Annotated in this window: 21 protein-coding genes; 11 read left to right on the top strand and 10 right to left on the bottom strand. The window is 63.4% G+C overall.

Annotated features, from left to right (window positions below; translation table 11 throughout):
* Nucleotides 1-51 precede the first annotated feature (51 nt).
* Nucleotides 52-3,057 (top strand): bifunctional proline dehydrogenase/L-glutamate gamma-semialdehyde dehydrogenase PutA, encoded by a 3,006-nt coding sequence (gene putA, locus QA643_RS34115; RefSeq protein ID WP_283035024.1) that lies wholly within the window; start codon nt 52-54, stop codon nt 3,055-3,057.
* 109 nt (nt 3,058-3,166) lie between these two features.
* Entirely contained in the window at nt 3,167-4,372 is a 1,206-nt protein-coding gene (locus QA643_RS34120; protein WP_283030035.1) for a CoA transferase, read from the top strand.
* 9 nt (nt 4,373-4,381) lie between these two features.
* Here the strand turns inward: QA643_RS34120 and QA643_RS34125 are convergent, their stop codons facing one another.
* Nucleotides 4,382-4,978: a TetR family transcriptional regulator gene (locus QA643_RS34125; protein WP_283030036.1), complete on the bottom strand. Its 597-nt coding sequence runs from the start codon at nt 4,976-4,978 to the stop codon at nt 4,382-4,384.
* Nucleotides 4,979-5,083: 105 nt separating this feature from the next.
* On the opposite strand from QA643_RS34125, the gene QA643_RS34130 reads away from it, so the two are divergent.
* Together QA643_RS34130 and QA643_RS34135 are read left to right on the top strand one after the other, a co-directional pair.
* A complete protein-coding gene (locus QA643_RS34130; RefSeq protein ID WP_283030037.1) occupies nt 5,084-5,728 on the top strand; it encodes a glutathione S-transferase family protein in 645 nt (214 codons plus the stop codon).
* 70 nt (nt 5,729-5,798) lie between these two features.
* On the top strand, nt 5,799-6,287 hold the full coding sequence (locus QA643_RS34135) for a DUF4265 domain-containing protein (protein WP_283030038.1): 489 nt from the start codon (nt 5,799-5,801) through the stop codon (nt 6,285-6,287).
* 49 nt (nt 6,288-6,336) lie between these two features.
* On the opposite strand, the gene QA643_RS34140 is transcribed toward QA643_RS34135, so the two are convergent.
* Nucleotides 6,337-7,851, bottom strand: a complete 1,515-nt coding sequence (locus tag QA643_RS34140; protein ID WP_283030039.1) for a hypothetical protein — start codon at nt 7,849-7,851, stop codon at nt 6,337-6,339.
* A 90-nt stretch (nt 7,852-7,941) separates the two neighbouring features.
* Complete coding sequence (locus QA643_RS34145) at nt 7,942-9,000, bottom strand: hypothetical protein (RefSeq protein ID WP_283030040.1); 1,059 nt, start codon at nt 8,998-9,000, stop codon at nt 7,942-7,944.
* 243 nt (nt 9,001-9,243) lie between these two features.
* On the opposite strand from QA643_RS34145, the gene QA643_RS34150 reads away from it, so the two are divergent.
* Nucleotides 9,244-9,618 carry a cyclic nucleotide-binding domain-containing protein gene (locus QA643_RS34150; RefSeq protein ID WP_283030041.1) on the top strand — a complete coding sequence of 125 codons (375 nt, stop codon included), beginning with the start codon at nt 9,244-9,246 and terminating at the stop codon, nt 9,616-9,618.
* Entirely contained in the window at nt 9,615-10,427 is an 813-nt protein-coding gene (locus tag QA643_RS34155) for an MBL fold metallo-hydrolase (protein WP_283030042.1), read from the top strand. The genes QA643_RS34150 and QA643_RS34155 overlap by 4 nt, the downstream gene beginning before the upstream one ends.
* A gap of 174 nt (nt 10,428-10,601) precedes the next feature.
* Here QA643_RS34155 and QA643_RS34160 read toward each other — a convergent pair whose 3' ends face one another.
* Both QA643_RS34160 and QA643_RS34165 read right to left on the bottom strand, forming a co-directional pair.
* Nucleotides 10,602-11,795 (bottom strand): serine hydrolase domain-containing protein, encoded by a 1,194-nt coding sequence (locus QA643_RS34160; protein WP_283030043.1) that lies wholly within the window; start codon nt 11,793-11,795, stop codon nt 10,602-10,604.
* Nucleotides 11,796-11,831: 36 nt separating this feature from the next.
* Nucleotides 11,832-13,472, bottom strand: coding sequence for an NAD(P)/FAD-dependent oxidoreductase (locus tag QA643_RS34165; RefSeq protein ID WP_283030044.1), 1,641 nt, complete (start codon nt 13,470-13,472; stop codon nt 11,832-11,834).
* Between the two features lie 240 nt (nt 13,473-13,712).
* Here QA643_RS34165 and QA643_RS34170 point away from each other — a divergent pair, with 240 nt between their 5' ends.
* On the top strand, nt 13,713-14,753 hold the full coding sequence (locus QA643_RS34170) for an AraC family transcriptional regulator (protein ID WP_283030045.1): 1,041 nt from the start codon (nt 13,713-13,715) through the stop codon (nt 14,751-14,753).
* A gap of 275 nt (nt 14,754-15,028) precedes the next feature.
* On the opposite strand, the gene QA643_RS34175 is transcribed toward QA643_RS34170, so the two are convergent.
* From QA643_RS34175 to QA643_RS34185, 3 genes are read right to left on the bottom strand one after another with little or no spacing between them, the layout of a single operon-like run.
* The gene (locus tag QA643_RS34175; RefSeq protein ID WP_283030046.1) at nt 15,029-15,526 is read right to left on the bottom strand and encodes a TPM domain-containing protein; all 498 of its coding nucleotides are present in this window, start codon (nt 15,524-15,526) and stop codon (nt 15,029-15,031) included.
* A 2-nt stretch (nt 15,527-15,528) separates the two neighbouring features.
* On the bottom strand, nt 15,529-16,428 hold the full coding sequence (locus QA643_RS34180; protein WP_283035025.1) for a TPM domain-containing protein: 900 nt from the start codon (nt 16,426-16,428) through the stop codon (nt 15,529-15,531).
* A 21-nt stretch (nt 16,429-16,449) separates the two neighbouring features.
* Nucleotides 16,450-17,058 carry a LemA family protein gene (locus QA643_RS34185; protein WP_283030047.1) on the bottom strand — a complete coding sequence of 203 codons (609 nt, stop codon included), beginning with the start codon at nt 17,056-17,058 and terminating at the stop codon, nt 16,450-16,452.
* A 171-nt stretch (nt 17,059-17,229) separates the two neighbouring features.
* On the opposite strand from QA643_RS34185, the gene QA643_RS34190 reads away from it, so the two are divergent.
* Genes QA643_RS34190 through QA643_RS34200 form a run of 3 tightly spaced genes read left to right on the top strand, consistent with a single transcriptional unit; the run spans nt 17,230 to nt 20,445 of the window.
* Nucleotides 17,230-18,081: an enoyl-CoA hydratase gene (locus QA643_RS34190; RefSeq protein ID WP_283035026.1), complete on the top strand. Its 852-nt coding sequence runs from the start codon at nt 17,230-17,232 to the stop codon at nt 18,079-18,081.
* A gap of 18 nt (nt 18,082-18,099) precedes the next feature.
* Nucleotides 18,100-19,233: an acyl-CoA dehydrogenase gene (locus QA643_RS34195; protein WP_283030048.1), complete on the top strand. Its 1,134-nt coding sequence runs from the start codon at nt 18,100-18,102 to the stop codon at nt 19,231-19,233.
* A 15-nt stretch (nt 19,234-19,248) separates the two neighbouring features.
* Complete coding sequence (locus tag QA643_RS34200; protein WP_283030049.1) at nt 19,249-20,445, top strand: acyl-CoA dehydrogenase family protein; 1,197 nt, start codon at nt 19,249-19,251, stop codon at nt 20,443-20,445.
* Between the two features lie 193 nt (nt 20,446-20,638).
* Here the strand turns inward: QA643_RS34200 and QA643_RS34205 are convergent, their stop codons facing one another.
* Nucleotides 20,639-22,963: a xanthine dehydrogenase family protein molybdopterin-binding subunit gene (locus QA643_RS34205; protein WP_283030050.1), complete on the bottom strand. Its 2,325-nt coding sequence runs from the start codon at nt 22,961-22,963 to the stop codon at nt 20,639-20,641.
* A 166-nt stretch (nt 22,964-23,129) separates the two neighbouring features.
* The gene (locus QA643_RS34210) at nt 23,130-24,230 is read right to left on the bottom strand and encodes a trypsin-like peptidase domain-containing protein (protein ID WP_283030051.1); all 1,101 of its coding nucleotides are present in this window, start codon (nt 24,228-24,230) and stop codon (nt 23,130-23,132) included.
* 314 nt (nt 24,231-24,544) lie between these two features.
* On the opposite strand from QA643_RS34210, the gene ftsH reads away from it, so the two are divergent.
* On the top strand, nt 24,545-26,386 hold the full coding sequence (gene ftsH, locus QA643_RS34215; protein ID WP_283030052.1) for an ATP-dependent zinc metalloprotease FtsH: 1,842 nt from the start codon (nt 24,545-24,547) through the stop codon (nt 26,384-26,386).
* Nucleotides 26,387-26,404: the final 18 nt, after the last annotated feature.

Here is a 26,404-nt window from a genome sequence, read left to right on the forward strand (position 1 = left end):
CGGCCATCCCAGCCCCGCTAAGCTGGCCAAAGCCAAGAGAATCCCATGCCGATTCCCGACTCGCCCCTTCCGCCCTTCAGCGCGCCCTACGCGCCCGATGACCGCGCCATGGCGACCGGCCTGCTCCGGACCGCGCGGCTCGATGCGGCGCAGGAGGCCCGCATCGATCGCACCGCGAGGACCCTGATCGAGGCGATCAGGGCCAATGACGATCCGCTCGGCGGCGTCGAGGACATGCTGCGCGAGTTCGCGCTCTCGACCAAGGAGGGGCTGGCGCTGATGGTGCTGGCGGAAGCGCTGCTGCGGGTGCCGGACGCCCGCACCGCCGACCAGTTCATCGAGGACAAGCTCGCCCAGGGCGACTTCGTCCATCACGAAACGAGATCGAGCGCCTTCCTCGTCAACGCCTCGGCCTGGGCGCTCGGCATGTCGGCCCGCGTAATCCAGCCCGGCGAGACGCCGCAGGGGACCATCGGGCGGCTGACCAAGCGGCTCGGTGCGCCAGCGGTGCGGGCTGCGACGCGGCAGGCGATGCGGCTGATGGGCAATCACTTCGTGCTCGGCGAGACCATCGAGGCGGCGCTGGCGCGCGCCCAGCCGCACGCCTCGCGGCACCAACGCTACTCCTTCGACATGCTCGGCGAAGGGGCGCGCACCGCCGGTGACGCCACGCGTTATTTCAATTCCTACGCCAGCGCGATCGAGGCGATCGGCCGCACTGCGGGCGGTCATTCCCTGCCCGACCGGCCCGGCATCTCGGTCAAGCTCTCCGCGCTGCATCCGCGCTTCGAGGCGGTGAGCCGCGCGCGCGTGATGAACGAACTGGTCCCGCACCTGATCGATCTTGCGAAGCGAGCCAAATCCTATGACCTCAATTTCACAGTTGATGCCGAGGAAGCGGACCGGCTGGAATTATCGCTCGACGTAATCGCGGCAGCGCTCGCAGATCCATTACTGGCCGGCTGGGACGGGTTTGGGCTGGCGATCCAGGCCTACCAGAAGCGCGCCAGCGACGTGATCGACTATGTCGATCGCCTCGCGCGCAGCCTCGATCGCAAGATGATGGTACGGCTGGTCAAGGGCGCCTATTGGGACACCGAGATCAAGCGCGCGCAGGAGCGCGGACTCGACGGCTATCCCGTGTTCACCCGCAAGGCGATGACGGATCTGAACTACCTCGCCTGCGCCAAGCAATTGCTGGCGCTGCGGCCGCGGATATTTCCGCAGTTCGCCACCCACAATGCGCTGACCGTCGCGAGCATCCTCGAACTGGCGACGGACCACAGCGGCTTCGAATTCCAGCGCCTGCACGGCATGGGCGAGGCGCTCTACGCGAAACTTGGCGAAGACCGCCCCGACATCGCCCATCGCACCTATGCCCCCGTCGGCAGCCACCGCGACCTCCTCGCCTACCTGGTGCGGCGACTCCTGGAGAACGGCGCCAACTCCTCCTTTGTCGCGCTTGCCGCGGACGAGGCGGTGCCGGCGTCGCAATTGCTGCGGCGGCCGGCTGATATCATCGGCAACGCCGACAATGCCAATCATCCAAACATCCCGCTGCCGCGTGACTTGTATGGACCCAAGAGAAACAACTCCCGCGGCGTCGAGCTCGGCGACCGCACCGCACTAGCACACCTCGTTTCGGACATCGCCGCAGCATCGTTACCTGCACCGGGCAGCGTGGCCGACGCCACGGAGAGCGAGGTCAATGCCGCGATCATAGCCGCGCGCGCCGGCTTCAAGCACTGGGCCGGCACATCGGCCGAGACGCGCGCAGCCGCGCTGGAAAAGGCCGCCGACCTATTGGAAGCGCGCGCCGCCCGCTTCATTGCGCTGTTGCAGCGCGAGGGCGGCAAGACGCTGGATGATGCGATTTCGGAAGTCCGCGAGGCCGTGGATTTCTGCCGTTACTATGCCATGCAAGGGCGCGAACTGTTCGGCGACGGCAGGCTGATGCCGGGACCGACAGGCGAGAGCAACATGCTTCGCCTGCGCGGGCGCGGCGTCTTCGTCGCGATCTCGCCGTGGAATTTCCCGCTGGCGATCTTCCTCGGCCAGGTCACCGCGGCCTTGATGGCGGGCAATGCGGTCGTGGCAAAGCCGGCCGAGCAGACGCCGCTGATCGGGACGGAGGCCGTGCGGCTATTGCATGAAGCCGGCGTGCCGAGACCGGCGCTGCATCTGATCGCCGGCGACGGCCGGATCGGCGGTGTACTGGTGGCGCATCCTGATATTGCCGGCGTCGTCTTCACCGGCTCGACCGAAGTCGCGCGCGCCATCAACCGCGCACTGGCCGCCAAGGACGGGCCGATCGTGCCGCTGATCGCCGAGACCGGCGGCATCAATGCCATGATTGTCGACGCCACCGCCCTGCCCGAACAGGTTTCCGACGATGTCGTGACGTCGGCGTTCCGCTCCGCCGGCCAGCGCTGCTCGGCGCTGCGATTATTGTTCCTGCAGGACGACGTCGCCGATCGCATGATCGAGATGATCGCGGGCGCGGCGCGCGAACTCGTCATCGGCGATCCCTCCGATCCCGCGACGCATATCGGCCCGGTGATCGACACGGAGGCCAAGGAGCGCCTGGATGCGCATATCGAACGGATGAAGACGGAAGCCCGGATGCACTTCGCAGGGAGCGCGCCGCCCGGCAATTATGTCGCGCCGCATATCTTCGAACTGTCCGATGCCGGCGGGCTTACGGAAGAAGTGTTCGGCCCGGTGCTGCATGTGGTGCGCTACCGTGCCGACCGCTTCGACCAGGTGCTGCAGTCGGTCGAACGCTCCGGCTACGGACTGACGCTCGGCATCCATTCACGGATCGACGACACGGTGGAGGACGCGATCGAAAAGCTCCAGGTCGGCAACATCTACGTCAACCGCAACATGATCGGCGCCGTTGTCGGCGTGCAGCCGTTCGGCGGGCATGGGCTATCCGGTACCGGGCCGAAGGCTGGCGGGCCGCATTACCTCGCGCGGTTTGCAACCGAGCAGACGGTGACGGTCAACACGGCCGCAGCCGGCGGAAATGCAGCGCTGATGTCGGGCGACGAGTAGTTGCATCCCCCTGCAAGATGCGCCAAATGACGTCTGAACCTGATCGCCCAAAAGCGATAAGAAGCGATAATTCAACAAGACGGAATAAACGTCACGGAGCGGCGCCACGATGGAAAAGGGTATTTTCGAAGGCCTCAAGGTTCTGGATTGCGCGAGTTTTATCGCAGCGCCTGCGGCCGCCACCGTGCTGTCGGATTTCGGCGCCGACGTGATCAAGATCGAGCCCCCCGGCGCCGGCGATCCCTATCGCAACCTGCCGAACCTGCCGGGCTACCCGCACAGCGAGCACAATTTCGCGTGGATGCTGGAGGCCCGCAACAAGCGCAGCCTTGCGCTCGATCTCTCCAAGCCCGAAGGACAGGCGGTGCTGCACCGGCTGGCGGCGCAGGCCGACGTCTTCATCACCAACTATCCGCCGCAGGTGCGCGAGCGGCTCGGCATCACCCATGAGCATCTGGCGCCCCACAATGAGCGCCTGATCTATGCCTCCTTCACCGGCTACGGCGAGAAGGGCGAGGAAGCCAACAAGCCGGGCTTCGACTCCAACGCCTATTGGGCTCGTTCGGGCCTGATGGATCTGGTCCGGGCGGATGAGCATACGACGCCGGCGCGGTCGATCGCCGGCATGGGCGATCATCCCTGCGCAATGGCATTTTACGGCGCGATCGTCACCGCACTCTACAAGCGCGAGCGCACCGGCAAGGGCTCGCATGTCAGCTCCAACCTGATGGCGAACGGCGTCTGGGCCGCTTCGGTGCTGGCGCAGGCGAAACTCGTCGGCGCAAAATTCGGCGAGCGGCGTCCGCGCGAGCGCGCACTGAACGCGTGCACCAACCACTATCAGTGCAAGGATGGCCGCTGGCTGATCCTCTCGCTGTTGAATGAAGACCGCCAGTGGCCGACGCTGGCGCGCTGCCTCGGCCGCGAAGACCTCATCACCGATCCCCGGTTTGAGGCGAAGAAGGACCGCCACGCGCGCTCGCTCGAACTGATCAAGATCTTCGACGAGGTGTTCGCCACCAAGGATCTCGCCGAATGGCGCAGGATACTCGACGGCAACGGCCTCGTATTCGGCGTCGTCGGCATCCTCGACGACATTCCGCACGACAAACAGATGATCGAGAACGAGGTGCTGGTGCCGTTCGAGAACGACACTATGTTGACGATCAACAGCCCGATCTGGGTGGACGGCAGCAAGAAGGTGCAGCCGCGCAAGCCGCCCGGTATTGGCGAGCACAGCGACGAAATCCTGCGCGGCGCCGGCTATGACGAGGCCGCGATCAAGGCGCTGCGTACCGCCGGCGCGGTGGCGTGATCGACGCCGCTACTCCCTCGCAATCAGCTGACGGACCAGCTTCGACAGCGCCTTAGTGGCTTCTTGTCGAAAGCCGCGGCGAGGTATCGCGAGCTGCTGCAGCAAGATTCCGTTCAGGGCAGACACGAACAAAGTGGCGTGCAATTGAGGCTCGGACGAGCCCGCGGCCCGCAACGCCAGCTCCGCGCTTTGGCGCCAGGTGGCGAACCATTCCGCCACAACCGGCCGGTGCCGCTCACTTCGCGCCGCCGCCAGAAACGCCTCGTAGCACGCGATATGGACTTCGGGCTGGATCTTCAGCTCCTGCGAATACCAGCCAGTGAGCGCATCGACCCACGCATCAAGGTCAAAAGCCTTGTTTTGCAGGCTGAACGCAAATGCACGCAGGCGTTCTACCTCCCGCGTCAGCGCAAAGCGTAGCGCGCCGTTCACCAGACTATCGCGCGTCATAAAATGATGCGTGACGGCGCCGACCGACATCCCGGTTTCAGCCGCGACGGCGCGGTGCGTCACTCCGTCAATGCCCTTGCGGCCGATGATGCGAAGCGTCGCCTCCATCAATGGACGTTCGCGCGGACTTGGCTTGTCGTCGATTGCGTTGGCCACGTTGACAGCGCTCCCGATCCGAAATAAAAAACAAATGTTCTGTTTTTCGGATCATACGTGCTATTGTCCGGCAGGCAAGCCCCGAACCAGACAAAGGAACGAGATATGCCCAGCTATCGCCTGCATTACTTTCCCGAGTCCGGAAACAGCTACAAGCTCGCGCTGATGCTGACGCTGTGCGGGGAGCGCTTCGAGGGGGTCTGGACCGATTTCGGCGGTGGCGTGACGCGGACCGCGGAATGGCGGCGCGACGTCAACGAGATGGGCGAAATTCCGGTACTGGAGGTGGACGGTGAACGCCTCACCCAGACCGCGCCGATCCTGCTGAAGCTTGCAAAGCAATTCGGAAAATTTGGCGGCGAGACCGAACAGGAAGAGTTCGAGCTGCTGCGCTGGCTGTTCTGGGACAACCACAAGCTCACCGGCTACATGGCGACCTACCGCTATTACCGCGCGTTCACGCCCTCGCCGGACGAGCACGTGCTGAAGCATTTCCGCCGGCGTCTCGACGACTTCCTGTCGATCTTCGAACAGCACATGCAGAAGAACGCATTCGCCATCGGCGAGCGGCCGACGGTGGCGGACATTTCCATGATGGCCTATCTGCATTATCCCGCCGACGAAACGGGCTACGATCTGGCAACGAGCCATCCCGCCCTCAACGCGTGGCTCGGGCGGATGGCTCAATTGCCGGGCTGGAAGTCAGCTTACGATCTGTTGCCCGGCAAGCGCCTCAAGCACTTCGTGTGAAAACAGTCTTGAGTCTGCTACGTGTGACCAGTGCTATATAGATGAGCGCATCGCTGGAGCCCGATTCCAGATGAAGAACTCGTTGATAAAGGTTCGCTTTGAACTGGACGCGTCCGAATGGCACGGCCACGGAACTGAAACGCTGTGGGCGATGCCAATGCCTGGAAGTGAATGGCCAAATTTTCAAATCAACAATTCGCCATTTTTCGCGACGGGGATCAACTATCTGGACGTCGTTGCAGCGAAGCCGACAGGGCACGACCAGATTTTCGATTTTGTGACAGTAACCGAACGAAGCGGGCATTCGACATACATGCTTTTGATGCAGCTCGCTGAGGCTCGCACTGGAGTATACTGGGGCATGTTGGAGAGAATGGGTTGTTCATATGAAAGTGCACAAATTAGCTTGAGCATAGGGGAACGGCTGCTCTATTCGGTCGACGTCCCACCCACAGCAGACATCTATGAAGTCTACGAAATGCTGGAAAGAGGAGAGAATGAAGGGGTGTGGTTGTTCCAGGAAGGACACGCGGATATTCCCGAGTCACGCACCGCGTGAGCGTCGAGGCCCACGAGGCGCTGTTACGCTAGCCGCCGCCTGAGTGGCCCTAGCGTCCTTTGACGAAGCACATGCCGATGCGCGAAACCTTGCCGGCGGCCTGGCAGGTCAGGCCCTCGGCGCAGGTCCAGTCGCGGAAGCTCGCATCGTCGTTGGCGGCCGGCTTGCCCTGCACGTAACAATGCGCGCCCCAGCCGTCGGAATAGTTGCTGCCGGCGAGTTCCGTGCTGCCGCGTAGTTGCGGGCGGCTGGCGAAGCCGCGGGAATAGTCCGGCGACTTGCCCTCGCGTAGCGCAGTCAGGATATCGCGGCGGCGGACCTGATCGCCGAAGAAGTGCGGCGACGCCGGCACGACGGCCATATTCGACGGCTTGTCCGCCATCCAGTCAACGCCGGGGAAATGAAAGCCGCCGATGCCGCGCGTCTGGTGGCAGCCGGAACAGGTCACGTCGTTGAGACGTCGTTCGAACCCGGCCAGTGAGCGGATGTTCTGCAGCTTCACGCCGCCCTCCGCCGCCTTCCTCAGCGCTGCCACGACATCGGCCTCGCCGAACACGGCGCCCTCGCCCTGTGCCAGCCCGAATTCAGCCTCGAGCTCGGATGGATCGAACCCGACGGGCGTCGGCGCAATTGCACCGCTCGCGAGGAATTTTTCCGGGATCAGCACCGTGCCGCGATCGAACGCGGCGAGATTGACGGGATCGAGCAGCCACGCCTTGAACTCGCGCTTGAGGCCGTCATCCGCCAGAAGCCGCGCGCGATCGATCTGGTTTTCCATCGGCGCTTCCGCGAACATGCTGATGTTCCGATCGTAGCGAAACACTTTCAGGAGATAGTCGGTGCGGAAATCGCGCACCGCGGATTTCGGCGCATGCGCGATCTGCAGATTGGTCTCGATGCGGTCGATGTTCTCGTGGCCGATCAGATCGAGCGGACCGCCACTCGCCGTCCATGGGCCGCCAGATGGCGCGGCAAGCCAGCGACCTGCGACTTCGGCGCAGGTGATCGCCGCGCCCTCGGCTTTCGCCTTCAGTACGAGATTAAGCGACATCGGCAGCCGCGGCGGCGAAGCGTCGTCGCCGGCCGCCTTGTTGATCCGCGTCAGGCGATAGATCAGGCGGATCTCGCCGCAGTTTGTCTCCGCCGCATAGGTGCGATCCATGCGGTTGACGATGCCGGCCAGCACGAACCGCGTATCCGCCGAATAGAGCATGGCGCGATCAAACAGCTGAAAATCAAAACCGGTGCCGACGCCGATCGTCTCCTTCGGCAAGCTCGCAGCGTGCCGCGCGACATAGCGATCGAACTCGCCATCGATCGCCTGCCGGACCGGCGTCATCGCTGGGATAGCGAACAGTTCGTTGTTGGCGAGCGGGGCGTCGGCCGTCCGTTCCGGCAACAGCATGCGGTCAAGGCGAAATTTTCCGCTATCGAGGTCGCGGAGTGTCGCGGGATCGATGATCGCGGTGCCACGCTCCGGCGCCGCGTCCTGCGCCGCGCGTGCCGGCGAAGCGCCGCACAGCAGAACGAATATGACGGCGAGAAATCCCGGGGCGCGGCTCATGCCCCAACTAACACCGCGCAAAGTGGTCTATTCAAGAAAAAAGGCGCCTCACATCGCCGTGAGGCGCCTTGCTATCGGCTTATAGTCTCGTCAGCGCGCGACGATCAGGCCCTTGCTGGTCACGACCACCCAGCGGCCGTCCTGCTTGCGGATGGCGTCGACACGGCCGAGGCCAGGTATGGGATCGCCGGCATAGACTTCATACATGCCGCGGCGGCTCTCGATCAGCGCGCTGCCGTTTGCGACGTCGCGCAGCACCCAGCCCTCGACAGTCGGCAGGCGGGCAACCTCGGGCTTGGGCGGTGCAGCAGGCGCAGGCGCCGGCGCAGCGACTGCGGCGGCCTGTTGCGGGATCGTGCCCGTGACGTCCTTCTCTTTCGTGGACGTCGCCGCGGCGGCAGCTGTCGTCACCGACGCCTGGGCGGCCCGGAGCTTGTCGACGGTCTCGCTGAGCTTGGCGAGTTTCGCGGCCGGCTCGGCCTGTGCCTTCTCCACCTTATCGAGGCGGTCATTGGCCTTGTTGAACTGGGTCGCGCCGGCCTTGGCGGTGTGTTCGATGCTGGCCTTGAGCGCCGTGATGTCGGCATCGATCCGCGCCACCGCGGCTTCGAGCGCACCATCCTTCGCCGAGGCCTGCGCGGCCGGCTGTTCGGCCGTCAGCTTGCCGATGCCCGCGGTCGCCAGCGCCCCGCCGAGCGCACCCGCCACCGTCGCCAGCGCCACCATCGCGGCCATCGCGCCGAACCGGCGCTTGCCCGACGATGCCTCCGCTGGCCCAGCCGTGGCGTCGGCACCGACCCGGTCGCCGGGCGACATGATCATCACATTGCCGGGGAAGCGCGGTGCTTCCGCCTTCACGGCGTCGATCCTGGGAGTTTCCTTGGAAGTTTCCTTAGGAGCTTCGGCCTTGGAAGTTTCAGCCTTCGGCGCCTCAGCTTTGGGCGCCTCCGGCGCTTCCATTTTGGCAGCTTCCAGCTTGGGCGCGTCCGCCTTGGGCGAAGTCTCTTCCTGCTCGGGCGCGAGCCTTGCCGCCGCAACCTCGGTCGTAGCCATAACCGGCTCGTTCGCCGCTGATATCACGGGACCGGACGGCCCCGTGCCGGAAGTTCCGGTTTCACCGCTGGCGGGCTGGGATTGCTCATCGCTCACGTTGGATTCTCCAGAATTGATTGACCATTTGGTAACTTTTATTGCTTGCCAAATCGTTACCGGCCACGGCCTTACCGAAATTTTAGGAACTCATCTGGCCGGGATTTTGGGCGGCCAACCATCGGCCGACCCGATCCCTGGCTCCTATGCTGCCCTGCGGCATCCTCGTCGGTTCCGTTTGCGCCGGTCCGTTTCCCGATTAACATGGACACGACCGACCAGCCAGAAAGGCAGGTGGCTGCCATGACCATCGAGAAATGCATCGCCGACTTTGATGTAGATGACGTCATTTTTGAGGAAGGCTCGACCGGACGGGAACTGTTCGTCGTGCTCGACGGCAAGGTCGAGATCGCCAAGATGAACGGCGCCAGCAAGACGGTGATCGTCACGCTGGGCAAGGGCGAGTTCTTCGGCGAGATGGCGGTCATCGACGGCTCGTCCCGTTCAGCAACGGCCATTGCGGCCGCCCCGAACACCCGCGTGATGCGCATCAACCACGCCCGCTTCGTCTATTTGGTCAGCCAGCAGCCGGCCTTCGCGCTGATGATCATGGATGCGCTCAGCAAGCGCCTGCGCGCCTCCAATACGGTGGCCTACAAAGCTGCGGCGGCTTCATGAGCGAGCGCCGGCCAAGCCCGTTCAAGACGCTGCTCGACAGCGAGATGTGTACGCTGATCGAAGCGGCCAAGGACGTCTATCAGGTGCGGTTCAAGAATCGTGCGGCGAACGCCTATCTGGTGCGCGGAAGCTCGCGCACCATCATGATCGACGTCGGCCTGTCCTCGAACTATCCGCACCTGTTGACGTCGCTCGACCATATCGGCGTGAAGCCCGACGATATCGACATGGTGGTGCTAAGCCATGAGCATCTCGACCATATCGGCGCCGCCTATCACTTCCATGGCCGCGCCTTCATCGCCGCGCACCGGCTGGCTGCCAACAAGATCATGCTGCGCGACGACTTCTCGATGCTGCGCAAGATGTTCAACGAGCCGAACGTGCCGATCAACATCGATCTCTGGCTGGAGGAAGGCAACCTGATCGATCTCGGCAATTTCCGCCTCAACGTGATGCACACGCCCGGCCATACCTCGGCCTGCATCACGCTGTTCGAGCAGGACAAGGGATTGCTGTTTGCTTCCGACACGCTGATGCCCGGCGGGGTGATGGGCGGTGTATTCGGCTCCGGCAGCATCGCCGATTACATTCAGTCGCTGGAGCGGCTGAAGGGCCTCGATTCGAAGATCCTGCTGTCCGGTCACGGGCGGCTGTCCGACACGCCGCAGGAGGACGTGCGCATCGCGATCCAGCGCTCGCATGGCCTGCTGTCCGACACTGCACAATTGTTCGACGCGCTGGATGCGCGCGCGAATTTCGAGCCGATCATGCAGTCGGTGCGCGACCTCAACAAGCTCGACGACAGCTAGGGTTGATCGGCCTGTCCGCCGCATGTTCCGCCACACCGAAGGTGTGATCCGGCCATTTGACAACGCCAACATCGTGGCGTGGATGGCCCGGGTGGCCGAGCGGCCTTCGGTTAAGTGAGACCAGTGCCTGCGGTAAGGAAAGCCTTCCCGCGGGCACTGCTTGGGCATAGCGCGTCAGCCGGCCTTTCGCTGCCGCAGGCTCGCGTAGAACGCGGACTCGAAGTTCATATAACCGATGAACGACGCGGGATCGCCGAAGGGAAGAATCTGCGTGGCCCAGAACCCGCCGAACCCGTTGCGCCGATCGATCCAATAGAACAGATTGGCGAGACCGGCCCAACCGAGGGCACCGGCGGGACGACCGGTGGGAGCTTCTTCATCGTTGATCATGAAGGTCAGCGCCCAGGACTTTGACTGCCCCGGGAAAAACTCCGCATCGTTGCACAGCGAAGCAATCACACCGGTGATGGGAGTGACTTTGCTCTCTCCCAGATGGTTCTTCTCCGCCATCCGCACCGTCTCGGCTTTCAGCACACGGCCGTGTTCGCCCATTCCGTCATTCAGCCACATGCGGATAAAGCGCATGTAGTCGTCGATCGTCCCGTAAAGGCCATGACCGCCCATGTGCACCTCGGGCTCAGCCGGCAGCTCGAAGTCCATCGGCGTCAGTGAGCCGTCGGCATTTCGCGCGTGGATACCGGCCAGCTTCTTGCGCATCGCGTCGGTAAGTTCGAAGGTGGTGTCCTGCATTCCGAGCGGTTCGAAAATCCGCGACTTGAAGACATCGCCCAATCGGCTACCCGTGATGGCCTCGACAATTTGACCGCACCAATCGAGATTGGTGCCGTATTCCCATCGTTCGCCCGGATCGAACAGCAGCGGTGTCATCAGGCACGCCTTGGACGCGGTGATGACGCTGGGCTGCCCCCTTTCCTGCGCCAGGCGACCATAGGTGTGGTTGATGAAATCGTAGCTCAGGCCGGCAGTGTGAACCATCAGCATGCGCGTGGTGATGTCCCGCTTCGGCGCCCGCAGCATCGGCTCGCCATTGGCGGTAAAACCCTCGATCACCTGCAGCTTTCCGATCTCGGGTGCATAGCGCCGGGCTGGCGCGTCGAGATCGAGCTTGCCTTCCTCGACGAGTTGCAGGACGGCAGTCCCGGTGATCGCCTTGGTCGTGGAGAAGATGGCAAAAATGCTGTCGGTCGTCATGTCGGCCGGCTGATCGAGACGGCGCTTGCCGGCCGCACCTTCGTAGATGTTGCGATGGCGGTCCGTCACCATGGCGACGACGCCGGGTACGCGCGGAGTGGCCGTAACGACGCCATCAAGAACGGCGTCAGCCGCCGCACTGAAGTTCGTGCTCATGATCTTTCTCCTTCTGTACTGAAATAGCTTCGTCGATCACTGCATGGCAAAGCCCGGGTAGCCGTTCGCCGCGACCTCGTCGCACTTCTGGCGATAGGCACCGACGCCGCCGCAATACGACAGGACCCGGCGCGGCTTGCCCTGGACGTTCGAGCCCAGATACCAGGAATTGGTTTTTGCGATCAGCGTCGCATTGGCGATCTCATCGTGATGGGCTACCCACCCGTCCTCCGCGTCCTTCGTCGGCTCGATGACGTTGAGGCTCTGGCGGCGCATGTAGGCGATGCAATCGTCGATCCATTCTACCTGCTGCTGCAGACACGTGGTCATGTTGCAGAGCGCGGCCGAGGGCGCGAGCGGCACGGCGGTCGTGAACAGGTTCGGATAGCCGTGAACCTGCAGGCCCATCGTGGTGCGGATGTCCCTGCTCCAGTCATCTTTCAGCGACCTTCCGCCGCGCCCCCTGATGTCGATCCGCGTCAGCGCGCCGGTACCAGCGTCGAATCCGGTCGCCAGGATAATGATATCGAGGTCATGGATGGTCCCGTCGGCGGTCTTGATCCCCGTCGGCGTCACGCACTCGATCGGATTACTCTTGACGCTGGCGATCTCGACATTGGGACGGTGGAAGGCCTCGAGGAAGTTCTGCTCGAGCGGGACCCGATGCGTCCCGAACCCATAGTTCGACGGAATCAACAGCTCGCACAATTTCGGATCCTTGAGCCGTTCGCGCATCTTCTCGCGAACAAATTCGGAGATCTCGCTGTTGACCTCCTCTTCAAAGAACAGCTCCGCGAAGGACGAGATCCACAGTTTGAGGGAGCCGTCATTCCAGCAATCCTCGATCACCTCGCGGCGCTGTTGTCCCGTAAGGCCGGCCCAAGTGTGCTCGAAATCGTATTCAAATCCGGTAAAGGTATGCGGCAGCCGTTCGGTGAAGCGCTTGAACTTCGACTTGTAGGCCTCCGCATCCGCCGGGCCGTATTTCGGGTTCTTCATCGGGATGATGTATTGCGGCGTGCGGATGAACACCTTCATATGGCCGACTTGGCCGGCGATGGTCTGGATGACCTGGATGCCGGTCGCGCCGTTACCGATAACACCGACGCGCTTTCCGGCGAAATCGACCGGCTGGTTCGGCCAGCGCGCCGTGTGGAACACCTGCCCCTTGAACGACTCCTGCCCCGGGAACGACACGTGGGGCGCCGAGAGCATGCCGCAGCAGGTGACCAGGAATTGGCTGTCGATCACGTCGCCCCGATCGGTCGTGACGAGCCAGCGCTGCGTCGCTTCGTTGAAATGCGCACTCTGGACCGTCGTGGCGAACTGGATGTCCTTGTGGAGATCGAGACGGTTCGCCACATAGTTCAGCCAGCGTTCGATTTCCGGCTGGCCGGGGAATTTCTCGCTCCAGCTCCATCCCTTGTACAGCTCCTCGGAAAACAGGTACTGATAGATGTAGCTTTCGGAATCGAAGCGCGCGCCAGGATAGCGATTCCAGTACCAGGTGCCGCCGACGCCTGACGCCGCGTCGATCGCCCTGACGCTCATGCCCTGTTCACGCAGTCGATACAGCGCGTAGAGCCCGGCAACGCCGGCCCCGACTACCACGGCGTCGAGTTTCGCCGTCACCTGCGCGCCGTTGCCTCCGTTGGGCTTGGTTGCGGCTTTCGTCATCTTTCCCTCCCAGGTTCTTTGCGCGTACGGCCTTCCTCCCAGCCGACATGTGATCGGCTGGCGACGCGTCGCGGATTGTCAGTCCCGGCAAGTCGATCGGATGAGTTCTAAGGCTCGCGGCTTTTTTGCCGTCTTTCCGTTCCTGCTTGAGACGCGAAGGAGGCTACGAGCCCATCGGTGTTCCGGGCTTGGATGAAACAGACAATCCTTTGAACGAATCCTCCGGCACCCCGCGGCCAAGTGGGCGGTCCGGCACAGTTCGCTTGGCAAATGGCAAAAGCGGCTTATGCTGCCGGGGCTGCAATCCGGCCAACGAAAAGAGCGGTGAACCGCGCCCGAAGAGTTTGCACGGAGGGAGCCCGACCCATGGGCCAATTCATCACGGTTGAGGAGCTGCCCCGCTACGCTCCCGGTCAACTGAAGTTGGACAGCCTTGCGGTGGGAAAGGCCGATTTCCGGCTGCGGGTGTTCCGCTATGAGCCGTCCGACATCTGGGTCCCGCCGTCGGAAAACTTTCTGATCGTCGTCTACCGCGAAGGCACGACGTCGATGAACCGCCGCGTTACGGGAGCGTGGAAGCAGGACCATGTCGGCCGTGGCGTCACCACGCTGCTGACCCGCGCGGAGGCCTCGAACTGGCGCTGGGCACATGACATCGAGGTCAGTCATTTCTACATATCGCCGACGCTGATGGCGAAGACAGCGAGCGAGGCGTTTGACCGCGACGCGGAAGCCGTTGAGCTCCATGACCTGCTCAGGATCGACGATCCGATCCTGACCTGGATCAGCGATCAGATGGTTCAGGAGGTCGCCTCAGGAGGTCCGGGCGGGCGGCTCTGTTACGATGCGCTGGCGCTCCAGGCCAGCGTGCACATCCTGCGGAAATACGCCTCCGTGCATTTCAAAATGCCCTGCGCACAGGGACGTTTCAGACCGGCTCATGCGCGCCTGATCGAAGACTATATCGAGCAGAATATCTTCCGGAACATAACGCTCGAGGAGCTGGCAAACATCTGCAACTGCACACCGGTACAGTTTGCGCGCAAATTCCAGGCACACTACGGAATGCGCCCTCATGCCTACGTGCTGATCCGCAAGGTGGAGCGTGCGTGCCAGCATCTACGCAAAGATCGGCTGCCGCTGAAGGAGATCGCCCTCTTGAGCGGCTTCGCCGATCAGAGCCATCTTAATCGGGTGTTTCGCCGACATATGAACGTCACGCCGGCCGAATATCGAAGGCAGGCCTACCGCGGCACGCTCGGAGCTGGTGAGTCTGTGTGAGATGATCTGTTCGCGGACCACGTATCGTGGTGGCGGCCAGTCGGCCAAGAGAAAAGGCCGGCGGGCGTTACGCCGCCGACCTTGTCTTGCAACTGCCGGCTCGCGGGTCCGGTTCCGCTGCGTTGCATTCCACTTCCTAAATCTACCTTGATCAGTAACCTCCCGCGCCGACCGACGCCATTGCACCTAGATATAAAAGAACCGTTCTGAGATAGGCTCACACTGTGCAAGAGGATGCAGCCGACTATCCATTGGTATAAGACAGCGGCAGCGCTTTACAGCACCACCGGCGTATCAGGCAGTTCATTCGAACCGCCATCCACCTTTGGAAAATGCGTCGCCAGTTCGCGCGACACCGCCTCGATGCCCCTGATGACGCCGCGCTCAAATTCCCCTGCCCTGAAATCGGTTTCCATCTCCCGGCAGATCCTTTCCCAGCCCTCGCGGCCGACCTTGGCATCGATGCCACGGTCGGCGACGATCTCGACGTCGCGATCGGCGAGAAGCAAATAGATCAGCACGCCGTTATTCTGCGCGGTGTCCCAAACGCGGAGCTGGGAAAAGACGTCCAGCGCCCGCTCCCGTGCCGGCTGGTTACGAAACAAGGGCGCGCCGTCGAGCGCGCCTTCGACGACGAAGCGAAGCTGTGCGGCATGCGTGGCTTCGCCGGCCTTGATCCCCTGCTCGATCTTCGCCAGCGTCGCCGGCGGAAACGCGAGACGCCGCCGCCAGTGATGCTGCAGAAGATGCCTGATGATGCGCGCCGCCTTCATGTCTACCAGCTCCCCGAGGCACCACCGCCGCCGAAGCTGCCGCCGCCCCCGCTGAAACCGCTGTCGCTGTCACTCGAACTGCTGCCGCCCGACCATGAACCTCCGCTGCCGCCCGTGACCCACCCACTATCCCTGCCGCGGCGGCCCACGCCTGGGCCCATTGAGCCCATGTTCTGAACGAGGAACGTCACGACGAAAGCGATAAAGCCGATGAGGATCGCGGCCGCAAGCGATCCCGCCATGAACCATCCGAATATCCCGACGATGCCGCCGGTTGCCGCCGCCCCGATGAACCGGCCAAGCACCGCCCTCAGCACCGTACCGACAATGAAAACGAAGATCAGAGCAACGGGATTAAACGGATCGATATTGCCGAGCAGCCCGCCATCCTGCCAGTGCGGCGGTTCCGGCTCCGGCAGTTTCTCACCATTAGCCACCCCGATCATCCGGTTGACGCCTGCCGAAACCCCGCCGGCAAAATCGCCGCTCTTGAACTTCGGCGTGATATCCTCATCGATGATGCGCTTGGTGGTAGCGTCGGTGAGCGCGCCCTCGAGGCCGTAGCCGACCTCGATGCGCAACCGGCGATCGTTCTTGGCGATCACGAGCAGCGCGCCGTCGTCGATCTTCTTGCGGCCGATCTTCCACGCCTCCGCGACACGGAGCGCGAACGGCTCGATCGCCTCGCCGTCGGTTGTCGGCACGATCAGCACCGCGATCTGGCTGCCCTTTCGCGTTTCCAGATCTTTCAGTTGCTGCGTCAATGCAGCGATATCGCCGGCCGAGAGCGTGCCGGTTTGGTCGACGACGCGGCCCGTCAGCGGCGGCACCGCGACGAGGGCCAGCGCTGAGCAAGCCCAGCACAGCAGCAGCGCCAGAAGGGAGGCTCTTGCAGCGTTCATCGCGGATCGTTCGCTCACCCGCTATTTCGCGGGCGCCGGCGTCGGATTGAAATCAACCTTCGGCGCGGTCGAGATCGCTTTCTCGTTATCGACCGTAAAATTCGGCTTCTCCTTGTAGCCGAACGCCATCGCCGTCAGATTGTTCGGAAAGGTGCGGATGCCGACATTGTAGTCCTGCACCGCCTTGATGTAGCGGTTGCGCGCCACGGTGATGCGGTTCTCGGTGCCCTCGAGCTGCGCCATGAGATCGCGAAACAGCGTGTCGGACTTGAGCTGCGGATAGTTCTCGGTCACGACCAGGAGGCGCGATAACGCGCTCGTCAACTCGCTCTGTGCCGCCTGGAATTTCTGGAAAGCTGTCGGGTCGTTCAGCACTTCCGGCGTCGCCTGGACGCTGCCGACCTTGGCGCGCGCGTTAGTGACGCCGAGCAAGACGTCCTTTTCCTGCTGCGCAAAGCCCTTCACGGAATTGACGAGGTTCGGCACCAGATCGGCCCGGCGCTGGTACTGGTTGACGACTTCCGACCAGCTCGACTTGACCTGCTCGTCAGTGGTCTGGATGGCGTTGTAGCCGCAATTGGTCAGGCTCAGGCACGACAGCGTCGCCAACACGGTCAATAATCTGCGCATCGAACTCTCCCGAAAACAATCAAACGCCAGCATAGCAGAATGGTTGCGCGGGGTATGCAGGCCGGAGATTGCGTCAGGCCGATTTTGCAGACCGGCTGCACCAGACGGCACTTGCGTATCATTTGCCGAAATAACAACATGGCCGGCAACAAAAAGGGAAACGCGAGGGCCGTGATGCCATTCGAAACCATCGTCGTGGAGCGGCCGGAGCCGCGCATCGCGCGAATCGTGATGAACCGGCCCGAAGCGCGCAACGCGCAAAACCTGCAGATGACCTACGACCTCAATGCCGCCTTCGACCAGGCAGTGCAGGACGATACGGTCAAGGTCATCATTCTCGCCGGCAATGGCCCGCATTTTTCGTCGGGGCATGATCTGCGACCGACCGGTAAGAACACCGCCGGCGCGGATTTTCCGCCGGTTGGAAATTGGGGCGGATTTGCCGAGCCCAATGCCCATGGACGTTTCGCGCGCGAGCAGGAGATCTACCTGCAGATCACGCGGCGCTGGCGCAATCTGGCAAAGCCGACGATCGCGGAAGTGCACGGCAAGTGCATCGCCGGCGGGTTGATGCTGGCATGGGCCTGCGACCTCATCGTCGCAAGCAGTGACGCGGAATTCTGCGATCCCGTCGTCACCATGGGTGTCTGCGGCGTCGAATGGTTCGTGCATCCCTGGGAGCTCGGTCCGCGGAAAGCGAAGGAATTGCTGTTCACTGCTGACGTCTGGACCGCGGAGGAAGCGCACCGGCTCGGCATGGTCAACCACGTGGTGCCGCGCGAGGAGCTGTCGTCCTTCGTGCTGAAGCTCGCCGAGCGGATCGCCGCCAAGCCGTCCTTCGCGCTGAAGCTGACCAAGGAAGCGGTCAATCGCTCGGTCGACGTGATGGGACAGCCGGCGGCGATCGATCAGGCGTTCGCGCTGCACCAACTCTGCCATGCGCACAATCTGCAGGAGTTCGGCATGATGGTCGATCCCGCTGGCCTTCATCCCTCGGTTCGGAAATCGGCACAGGTAAAATAGAGAAAGCAAAAACAACAGATGGACCTTACCCTGACCGACGAGCAGCGATTGCTGCGCGAGAGTGCCGACCGCTTCGTCAACGAGACCTATACAGCCGATCTCCGCCGCCGGACGGCGAACGAGCCGCTCGGCTTCAGCGCCGGGATCTGGAAGCAGTTCGCCGAACTGGGCTGGCTGGCGCTGCCGATCCCCGAGGCTTACGGCGGGCTTGGCGGCGGCGCGATCGAGATCGGCATCCTGATGGAAGCGTTCGGCCGCGGCCTCGTCGCCGAGCCGTATCTCTCCACCGCCGTGATCGGGGCATCGCTGATCGCCGAATGCGGCACGGAGGCGCAGAAGCAGGCGCTGTTGCCAAAAATCGCCGACGGTTCGCTGTATCTCGCATTGGCGCATTCGGAGCGTCAGGCGCGCTTCGATCTCGGCGCTGTTTGGACCACGGCGAAGAAGACGTCCGGCGGCTGGCGTCTCGACGGACAAAAAATCGCCGTGCTCGACGGCAATGCGGCCCACCAGATCGTTGTTTCGGCCCGCATCGATGACGGCAAGCTCTGCCTGTTTCTGGTACCACAAGGCACGCACGGTCTTGCCTTGCGCGACTACCCCCGGCTTGGCGGTGGCCGCGCCTGCAATCTCGAAATGAGCGGCGTCGAGCTTCCCGCCGACGCACTGCTTGGCGACGGCAGCGACGCACTGTCCGCAATCGAAGCTGTGGTCGACCGCGCGATGGCCGCACTTGGGGCTGAAGCCGTCGGCATCATGCAGACCCTGCTCGACCAGACGCTCGAATACACAAAAATCAGAAAGCAGTTCGGCCGGCCGCTCTCGGCCAACCAGGTGATCCGCCATCGCCTCGCCGACATGGCGATGCAGTGCGACGAGGCGCGCTCGATGGCCTTGCGCGCCGCGCTGACGGCGAATGCCGAGCCGCTGGCGCGCAGCCGCGCGGCCTCCGGCGCAAAAGCCAAGATCGGCAAATGCGCGCGCTTCGTCGCCGAGCAGTCGGTGCAGCTTCATGGCGCGATGGGCGTCACCGAAGAGCTCGACATCGGCGCCTACTTCAAACGGCTGCTTGCCTTCGAGACGCTGTTCGGCAGCAGCGCCCATCATTATCGCCGTCATGCCGCGCTCGGCGGCCGTGCCGCTCAGGCCTGACAAGGAGCTGAAACCATGGATCTGACGTTCAGCGCCGAAGAGCGCGCGTTTGAAAAGGAAGTCCGCGACTTCATCGCAGCCAACCTCACGGCGGAAATGAAACGTGCCACCGCACTGACGCCGTCGGTCTTTTCCGATCCCGATATCGGCATGGCCTGGCAGCGCGCGCTGCACCGGAAAGGCTGGGGCGCGCCGGGCTGGCCTGTGGAATATGGCGGGCCGCCCTGGACCCCGGCGCAGCGCTGGATCTTCGAGAGCGAAAGCGCCCGCGCCGGCGTGCCCAATGTGAACGTGATGGGCGTCAAGATGGTCGGCCCCGTTATCATCGGCTTCGGCACACCCGAGCAGAAGAATTATTACCTGCCGCGGATTCTCGCCGGCGAGGATTACTGGTGCCAGGGCTATTCCGAACCGGGCTCCGGCTCCGATCTCGCCTCGCTGAAAACCCGCGCGGCGCGCGATGGCGACCACTACATCATCAACGGCACCAAGATCTGGACCACGCACGCCCACCACGCCAACATGATGTTCGCGCTGGTGCGCACCAACGAGACCGAGCGGCAGCAGGACGGCATCTCCTTCATCCTGATCGACATGAAGAGCCCGGGCATCACGACGCGGCCGATCCTGACCATCGGCGGCGATCACGAGGTCAACCAGGTGTTCTTCGACGACGTGCGCGTGCCTGTCGCGAGCCGCGTCGGCGAGGAAGGCAAGGGTTGGACCTACGGCAAATATCTGCTCGAATTCGAGCGCGGCGCCGGCATTGCTTCGGCCAAGCTGCGCGATGCGCTGAAGACGATTTCCGATCTGGCCGAATCCGACGTCACCGGCCGCGCCATCGACGATCCCGATATCGCGGTGCGGATGTCGGAGATCGAGGTCGATATCGATGCGCTCGAGATGACCGAGCTGCGCGTGCTCTCCGCGCTGCAGACCGGACAAAACCCCGGCGCGGTGTCGTCGATATTGAAGCTGCGCAACAGCGAAATCCGCCAGGCGGTGACGCGGCTCGGCGTCGATGTAATCGGCCATGACGGCCTCTATGTCGAGCCAATGCGGCCCCTCTACCGCCTCAACGAGACGCCGGGAATTCCGGAGGAAATGCTGCCGATGGTGCCGGAATATCTCAACGGCCGGGCGTATACGATCTTCGGCGGCTCGTCGGAGATCCAGCGCGATATCATCGCGAAGATGGTGTTGGGGTTGTAACGCGACCAATTGCGGCTCGTCTTATCCTCCCCTGGAGGGGGAGGATCGGTTCGCATGCAATGCGAACCGAGGTGGGGTGACGGTCTCTCCACAGCCAACAGTGCCCGTGTTGAGAGAGCACCCCACCCCGCCTCACATCTCGCTGCGCTCATGCGTGCCGACCCTCCCCCTCAAGGGGCGGATGAAGGGCGTCCTACCCCACCACCCGCGCATCCCTTATCGCCTGCCACACCTTGGCGGGCGTCAGCGGCGTATTCAGCTGCGTGATGCCAAGCTCACTAAGCGCATCCATCACGCCGTTGGCGACGCAGGGCGGGCCGCCGATGGCGCCGGATTCGCCGCAGCCCTTGGCGCCGAGCGGGTTGGTGCGACAGGGCGCGGAATCATCGAGCGTGACCGTGATCGGCGGAATGTCGTCGGCACGCGGCACGCAGTAGTCCTGATAGCTCGCGGTCAAGAGCTGGCCTTCCTCGCTGTAGGCGACGCCCTCATAGAGCGCCTGCCCGATGCCCTGGGCGACGCCGCCATGCACCTGCCCGGTCACCAGCATCGGGTTGACGGCCACGCCGACGTCATCGACCGTGGTGTAGCGCACCACCCGCGTGACACCGGTTTCGGGATCGATCTCGACTTCGCAGATATGCGTGCCGTTCGGCCAGCTCGGCCCGTCGACCTCGCCTTCGGAATCGACGGAAAGCTGCGCGCCATCTTCCTTCTTGGCAATCTCGAACAGGCTGATCTTCTTGTCAGTGCCGACCACCGTCAGCCAGCCGTCGCGGTATTCGATATCCTCGACCGAGGTCTCCAGCACGTTCGAGGCCTTCTCGCGCGCCTTGTTTATCATGTCGTTCGCCGAAACCGCCACCGCCGTACCGCCGACGAACAGCGAGCGCGAACCGACACTGCCGAAGCCGGTGGCGAGATCGGTATCGCCCTGCACGACGTCGATCTTGTCGAGGGCGATGCCGAGCGATTCGGATACCATCTGGGTGTAGGTGGTCTGCAGGCCCTGCCCCATCGCCATGGTGCCGGAATGCAGGATGATGCGGCCTTCCGCAGTCGCATGCAGAGAGACCTTTTCGGTGTGCGCGCGCCCGCCGGTCCATTCGATATAGCTGGTGAGGCCGCGCCCGTAGAGCAGGCCCTTCTTCTTCGCCGCCTTCTTGCGCGCGGCAAAGCCGTCCCAGTCGGCCAGTTCGGCGGCGCGTGACAGCATGTGGGCGAACGCGCCGGAATCGTACACCTGGCCGACGGCATTGGTGTAGGGCAGTTGCGCCGGCTTGATGTAATTCACCTTGCGGATGGTGCGCGGGTCCATGCCGATCTGCCGCGCCGCGGCGTCCATCAGACGCTCGACGATGAACACGGCTTCCGGCCGCCCCGCGCCGCGATAGGCGCCGACCGGCGCGGTGTTGGTCATCACCGACTTCACCTCGAAATGCACCAGCGGCAGATCGTAGACGCCGGTCTGCACGAATGGCCCGAGCACCAGCGGAATGATGTTCGCCGTTCCCGACGAATACGCCCCGGTGCCGCCGATCGAGCGCACGCGATAGGCCAGCACGCGGCCCTTGGCATCGAGCGCGAATTCGCCGGTCGAGGTGAGATCGCGGCCATGGGTGCCGCCGACGAACTCATCGGTACGGTCGCCGCGCCAACGGATCTTCTTGTTCAGCTTGGTCGCGGCGTAAGCGACGATGCCGTCCTCCGGATAAAGACTGGTCTTCTGGCCAAAACCGCCGCCGATATCGCCGACCAGCACACGGACGCTGTCCTTCGGCCGCTTCAGAATGGATTCCGCGAGCAGATCGCGGGTCGAGCCGGGGGTCTGCGACTGCACGTGCAGGATCAGGCGGCCGGTCTTCTTCTCGATCTCGGCAATCGTCGAGCGCGGCTCCATGGCCGACGGCACCAGCCGCTGGCTGACCAGATCGAGCGAGACTTTGTGCGCGGCATTGGCAAAGGCTTCCTCGACCTTGGCGGCATCGCCATAGCTCATCGCGGCGACGACGTTATCCGGCGCCTCCGGCCACACCGCCGGCGCACCGGGCTTGACCGCTTCCAAGGGATCGACCACAGATGGCAGCACCTCGTAATCGACGACGATGGCTTCGGCCGCGGTCTGCGCCTGCACGCGCGAGGTCGCGACCACGGCGGCGACGGCCTCGCCGGCATAACGCACCACCTCATGCGCCAGCAGCCGGCGCGGCGGCACCGTCATCGCCGAGCCGTCCGGCCGCTTGAAGATGGCGAGCGTCGGGAGCGTGCCGATATCGTCCTTGATCAGGTCGGCGCCGGTATAGACCGCCTGGACGCCGTCCATCCCGGCCGCTGCTGCCGTATCAACCGAGACGATCTTCGCGTGCGCATGCGGCGAGCGCAGCAGATAGAGCCACAGCGCGCCCTCCTCCGGTTTGTCGTCGATGAACAGTCCCTTCCCGGTCAGCAGCCGCTGGTCTTCCAAACGCTTGACCGGCTGGCCCGCACCGAAACGCATATTGCCGGGAAGAATGTTCATCAGTTTTTCCTTCGAGCTTCTTGGTAGGAATTGGGCGGGGTTTTAGCGGTTTTTCCGCGGGAGGCAACGCATTCAATTCATTGCAATAATGCCTGCAATAAATGCGCCAGCGCGCGCCTCGCCACCGGCCGCGAGCGGGGTATGATCCTGCTGTCAAGAAGGGGTATCAGCTGCGGCCGACGTCGACGATATCGATGGTGATATCGCGGGCTTGCGAACCTCGTTTCAGGCCGATGCGAATGCTCTTGCCAGCACCGACCTGCTCGATCTGGTCGGTCAGGTCGGAGAGCCGGTGCACCGGCTTGCCGTCGGCCTGAACGATAACGTCGCCGAGCGCTCCCGAATTGAAATCGACGCCGCGAATGCCGGCGCGCTCGGCCGGGCTGCCGGGCGCGGTGCGCACCACGATCACCCCCTCGATGCCTAGCCTGGTCGAGACCGCCTCGCTCGCGGCGACAATGCCGATCCCGGGCGTCGGCACGCGGCCGTTCTTGATAAGCTCAGGCACCACACGATTGACGATGTCCGCGGGGATTGCAAAGCCGATGCCGGCGCTGGTGCCGGAGGGCGAGAGAATCGCGGTGTTGACGCCGATCAGCCTTCCCGCTGAATCCAGCAGCGGCCCGCCCGAATTGCCGGGATTGATCGCGGTGTCGGTCTGGATCACGTTGGCGATCTCGCGGCCGCTCGAGGTCGGCAGCCGACGCTTCAGCGCGCTGATGATGCCGCTGGTCAGCGATTGATCGAGGCCGAACGGATTGCCGATCGCAAAGGCCGACTGGCCGACCTTGAGTTCACTCGAGCTTCCCAGCGCCACCGGCGGCGGCAGCTTGCGCGCGCTCCTGATCCTGAGCACCGCGAGGTCGTAGTTGGGCGCGACGCCGATGACCTCCGCGCGAGCCACTTCGCCGGAGGCAAAGCGAACCGCGACTTCGCTGCCATTCTGAACGACATGATTGTTCGTGACCACGTGGCCGTCATTGTCCCAGATAAAGCCTGTGCCCGAGGCTGCGCCCGCGCCGGCTTCGCCGCCTTCATCCTCGGCCAGCGGATTGGCGGCGCCGGAGCGCGCGGCGACCTGCACGACCGACGGTGACACGCGCTCGAACAGTTCGATATTGGCGCGCTCGGCCTCGGAAAGCGGCCCGCGCTGGTCAACGGTGCGGGCCGAAATATTGGTCCACGGGCTGTAGCGGATGTTGGAGAGCGTCAAGGCAACCAGCACGGCTGCGATGGCGGCGAGGGAAAGCGCGAAGCGACGGCTCATCGAATACTCATCTGGTAAATGCCGCGTCCAGCGAGGAGAACGGGAAGCGGAGATTTCAGCCCATCAGGCGTCCGCGTCAGCAAACGCCCTGACCAGCCGAAAGTTTCTGGCCGTTCAGAGACTTGTTGGCGCACCCGGGGGATGGGCAGATATCATCTAGGGAGCGCGTATTGTCGCGCAAGCAGCCCTCACCGTTGAAACCAAGCGTCCCTCAACCCATTGTCAGGAGGCCACAATCGAGGGTCCCGGCACGGCTTTCGCTGATTTGAGGCAAATGTGCCGATGCGGACTGTGTGTGCTCCTGGAGTTCGATCATGAACAACAAGACACGTTTCAATGTCGGCTATGCGATCGCTGCGATCTTTGCCGTCATCGTGATCCAGTACTTCATTTCCATGGCGAACCAAATCGCCGTCATTCCCTATAGCGAATATCAACAGCTCCTGAAGCAAGGCAAGGTGGTGAGCGTCGGCATCTCGGACCGGACCGTGCAGGGCACGTTGAAGGAGCCGCTTTCGGGGGGACAGAAGCAGTTCATCACCACGCGCGTCGACCAGGAGACCGCACAGGAGCTGGAGAAATATAACGTCAAATTCACCGGGCAGATCGAGAGCACGTTTCTGCGCGACCTCTTGTCCTGGGTCATGCCGGTGCTGCTGTTCTTCGGCCTGTGGTGGTATATCGGCAAACGCGCCGCGGAAGGCGGCGGCCTTGGCGGCGGGTTGATGGCGATCGGCAAGAGCAAGGCCAAGGTCTATGTCGAGTCCGATACCGGGGTGAACTTCTCCGACGTCGCTGGTGTCGACGAAGCCAAGGACGAACTGCGCGAGGTCGTCGACTTCCTCAAAAATCCCACCGACTACGGGCGGCTCGGCGGACGCATGCCGAAGGGCGTGCTGCTGGTCGGTCCGCCCGGCACTGGCAAGACACTGCTGGCCAAGGCCGTCGCCGGTGAGGCCAAAGTGCCGTTCTTCTCGATTTCCGGTTCGGAATTCGTCGAAATGTTCGTCGGCGTCGGCGCGGCGCGGGTGCGCGACCTGTTCCAGCAGGCGCACCAGAAGGCGCCGGCCATCATCTTCATCGACGAGCTCGACGCGCTGGGCCGCGCTCGCGGCATCGGGCCCTTTGCCGGCGGGCATGACGAAAAGGAGCAGACGCTCAATCAGCTGCTGGTCGAGCTCGACGGCTTCGATTCGCGGTCGGGTCTCGTCATCCTCGCCGCGACCAACCGGCCGGAAATCCTCGATCCTGCGCTGCTGCGCGCCGGCCGCTTCGACCGGCAGGTGCTGGTCGATCGCCCCGACAAGAAAGGCCGCGTCGAAATTCTTAAAGTGCACATCAAGAAAGTGCAGCTCGACACGAACGTCGATGCCGAGGCGGTCGCGGCGCTCACGCCGGGCTTCACCGGCGCCGATCTCGCCAACCTCGTCAACGAAGCCGCCCTGCTCGCAACGCGCCGTGGCGCAAGCGCGGTAGCGATGACCGACTTCAACAATGCGGTCGAGCGCATGGTGGCGGGGCTGGAGAAACGAAACCGGCTGCTCAATCCGAAGGAGCGCGAGATCGTCGCCAATCACGAGATGGGCCACGCGCTGATCGCGCTGTCGCTGCCCGGCGTCGATCCCGTGCACAAGGTATCGATCATCCCGCGCGGCGTCGGTGCGCTCGGCTACACCATCCAGCGTCCGATCGAAGACCGCTTCCTGATGACCAAGGAAGAGCTGGAGAACAAGATGGCCGTGCTGCTCGGCGGCCGTGCGGCTGAATTGATCGTGTTCAATCATCTCTCCACCGGCGCTGCCGATGACCTTCGCCGCGTCACCGATATCGCCCGCAGCATGGTGACGCGCTATGGCATGTCGGAAAAGCTCGGCAGCGTCGCCTATGAGCGCGATCCCGGCAACTTCCTCGCCGGCGCCGATCGCCCCTATCCGACGCGCGAGCGCGACTATGCCGACGAGACGGCCGCTACAGTCGACGAGGAGGTTCGCGCGATCGTCGACCATGTGTTCGAACGGGCGCAAGGTATCCTGAAGGCGCGACGCGCGATCCTGGATCGGGCGGCGAAGAAGCTGCTGGAGAAGGAGACCTTGGAGCAAAGCGATCTGGAGGCGCTGATGCGGGAGACGCCGAAGGAAGGGCTGCGGGCGGTCTAAGCCAAGAAAACCGGAATT

Origin of the sequence: Bradyrhizobium sp. CB3481, assembly GCF_029714305.1 — a bacterium.
GTDB lineage: Bacteria > Pseudomonadota > Alphaproteobacteria > Rhizobiales > Xanthobacteraceae > Bradyrhizobium.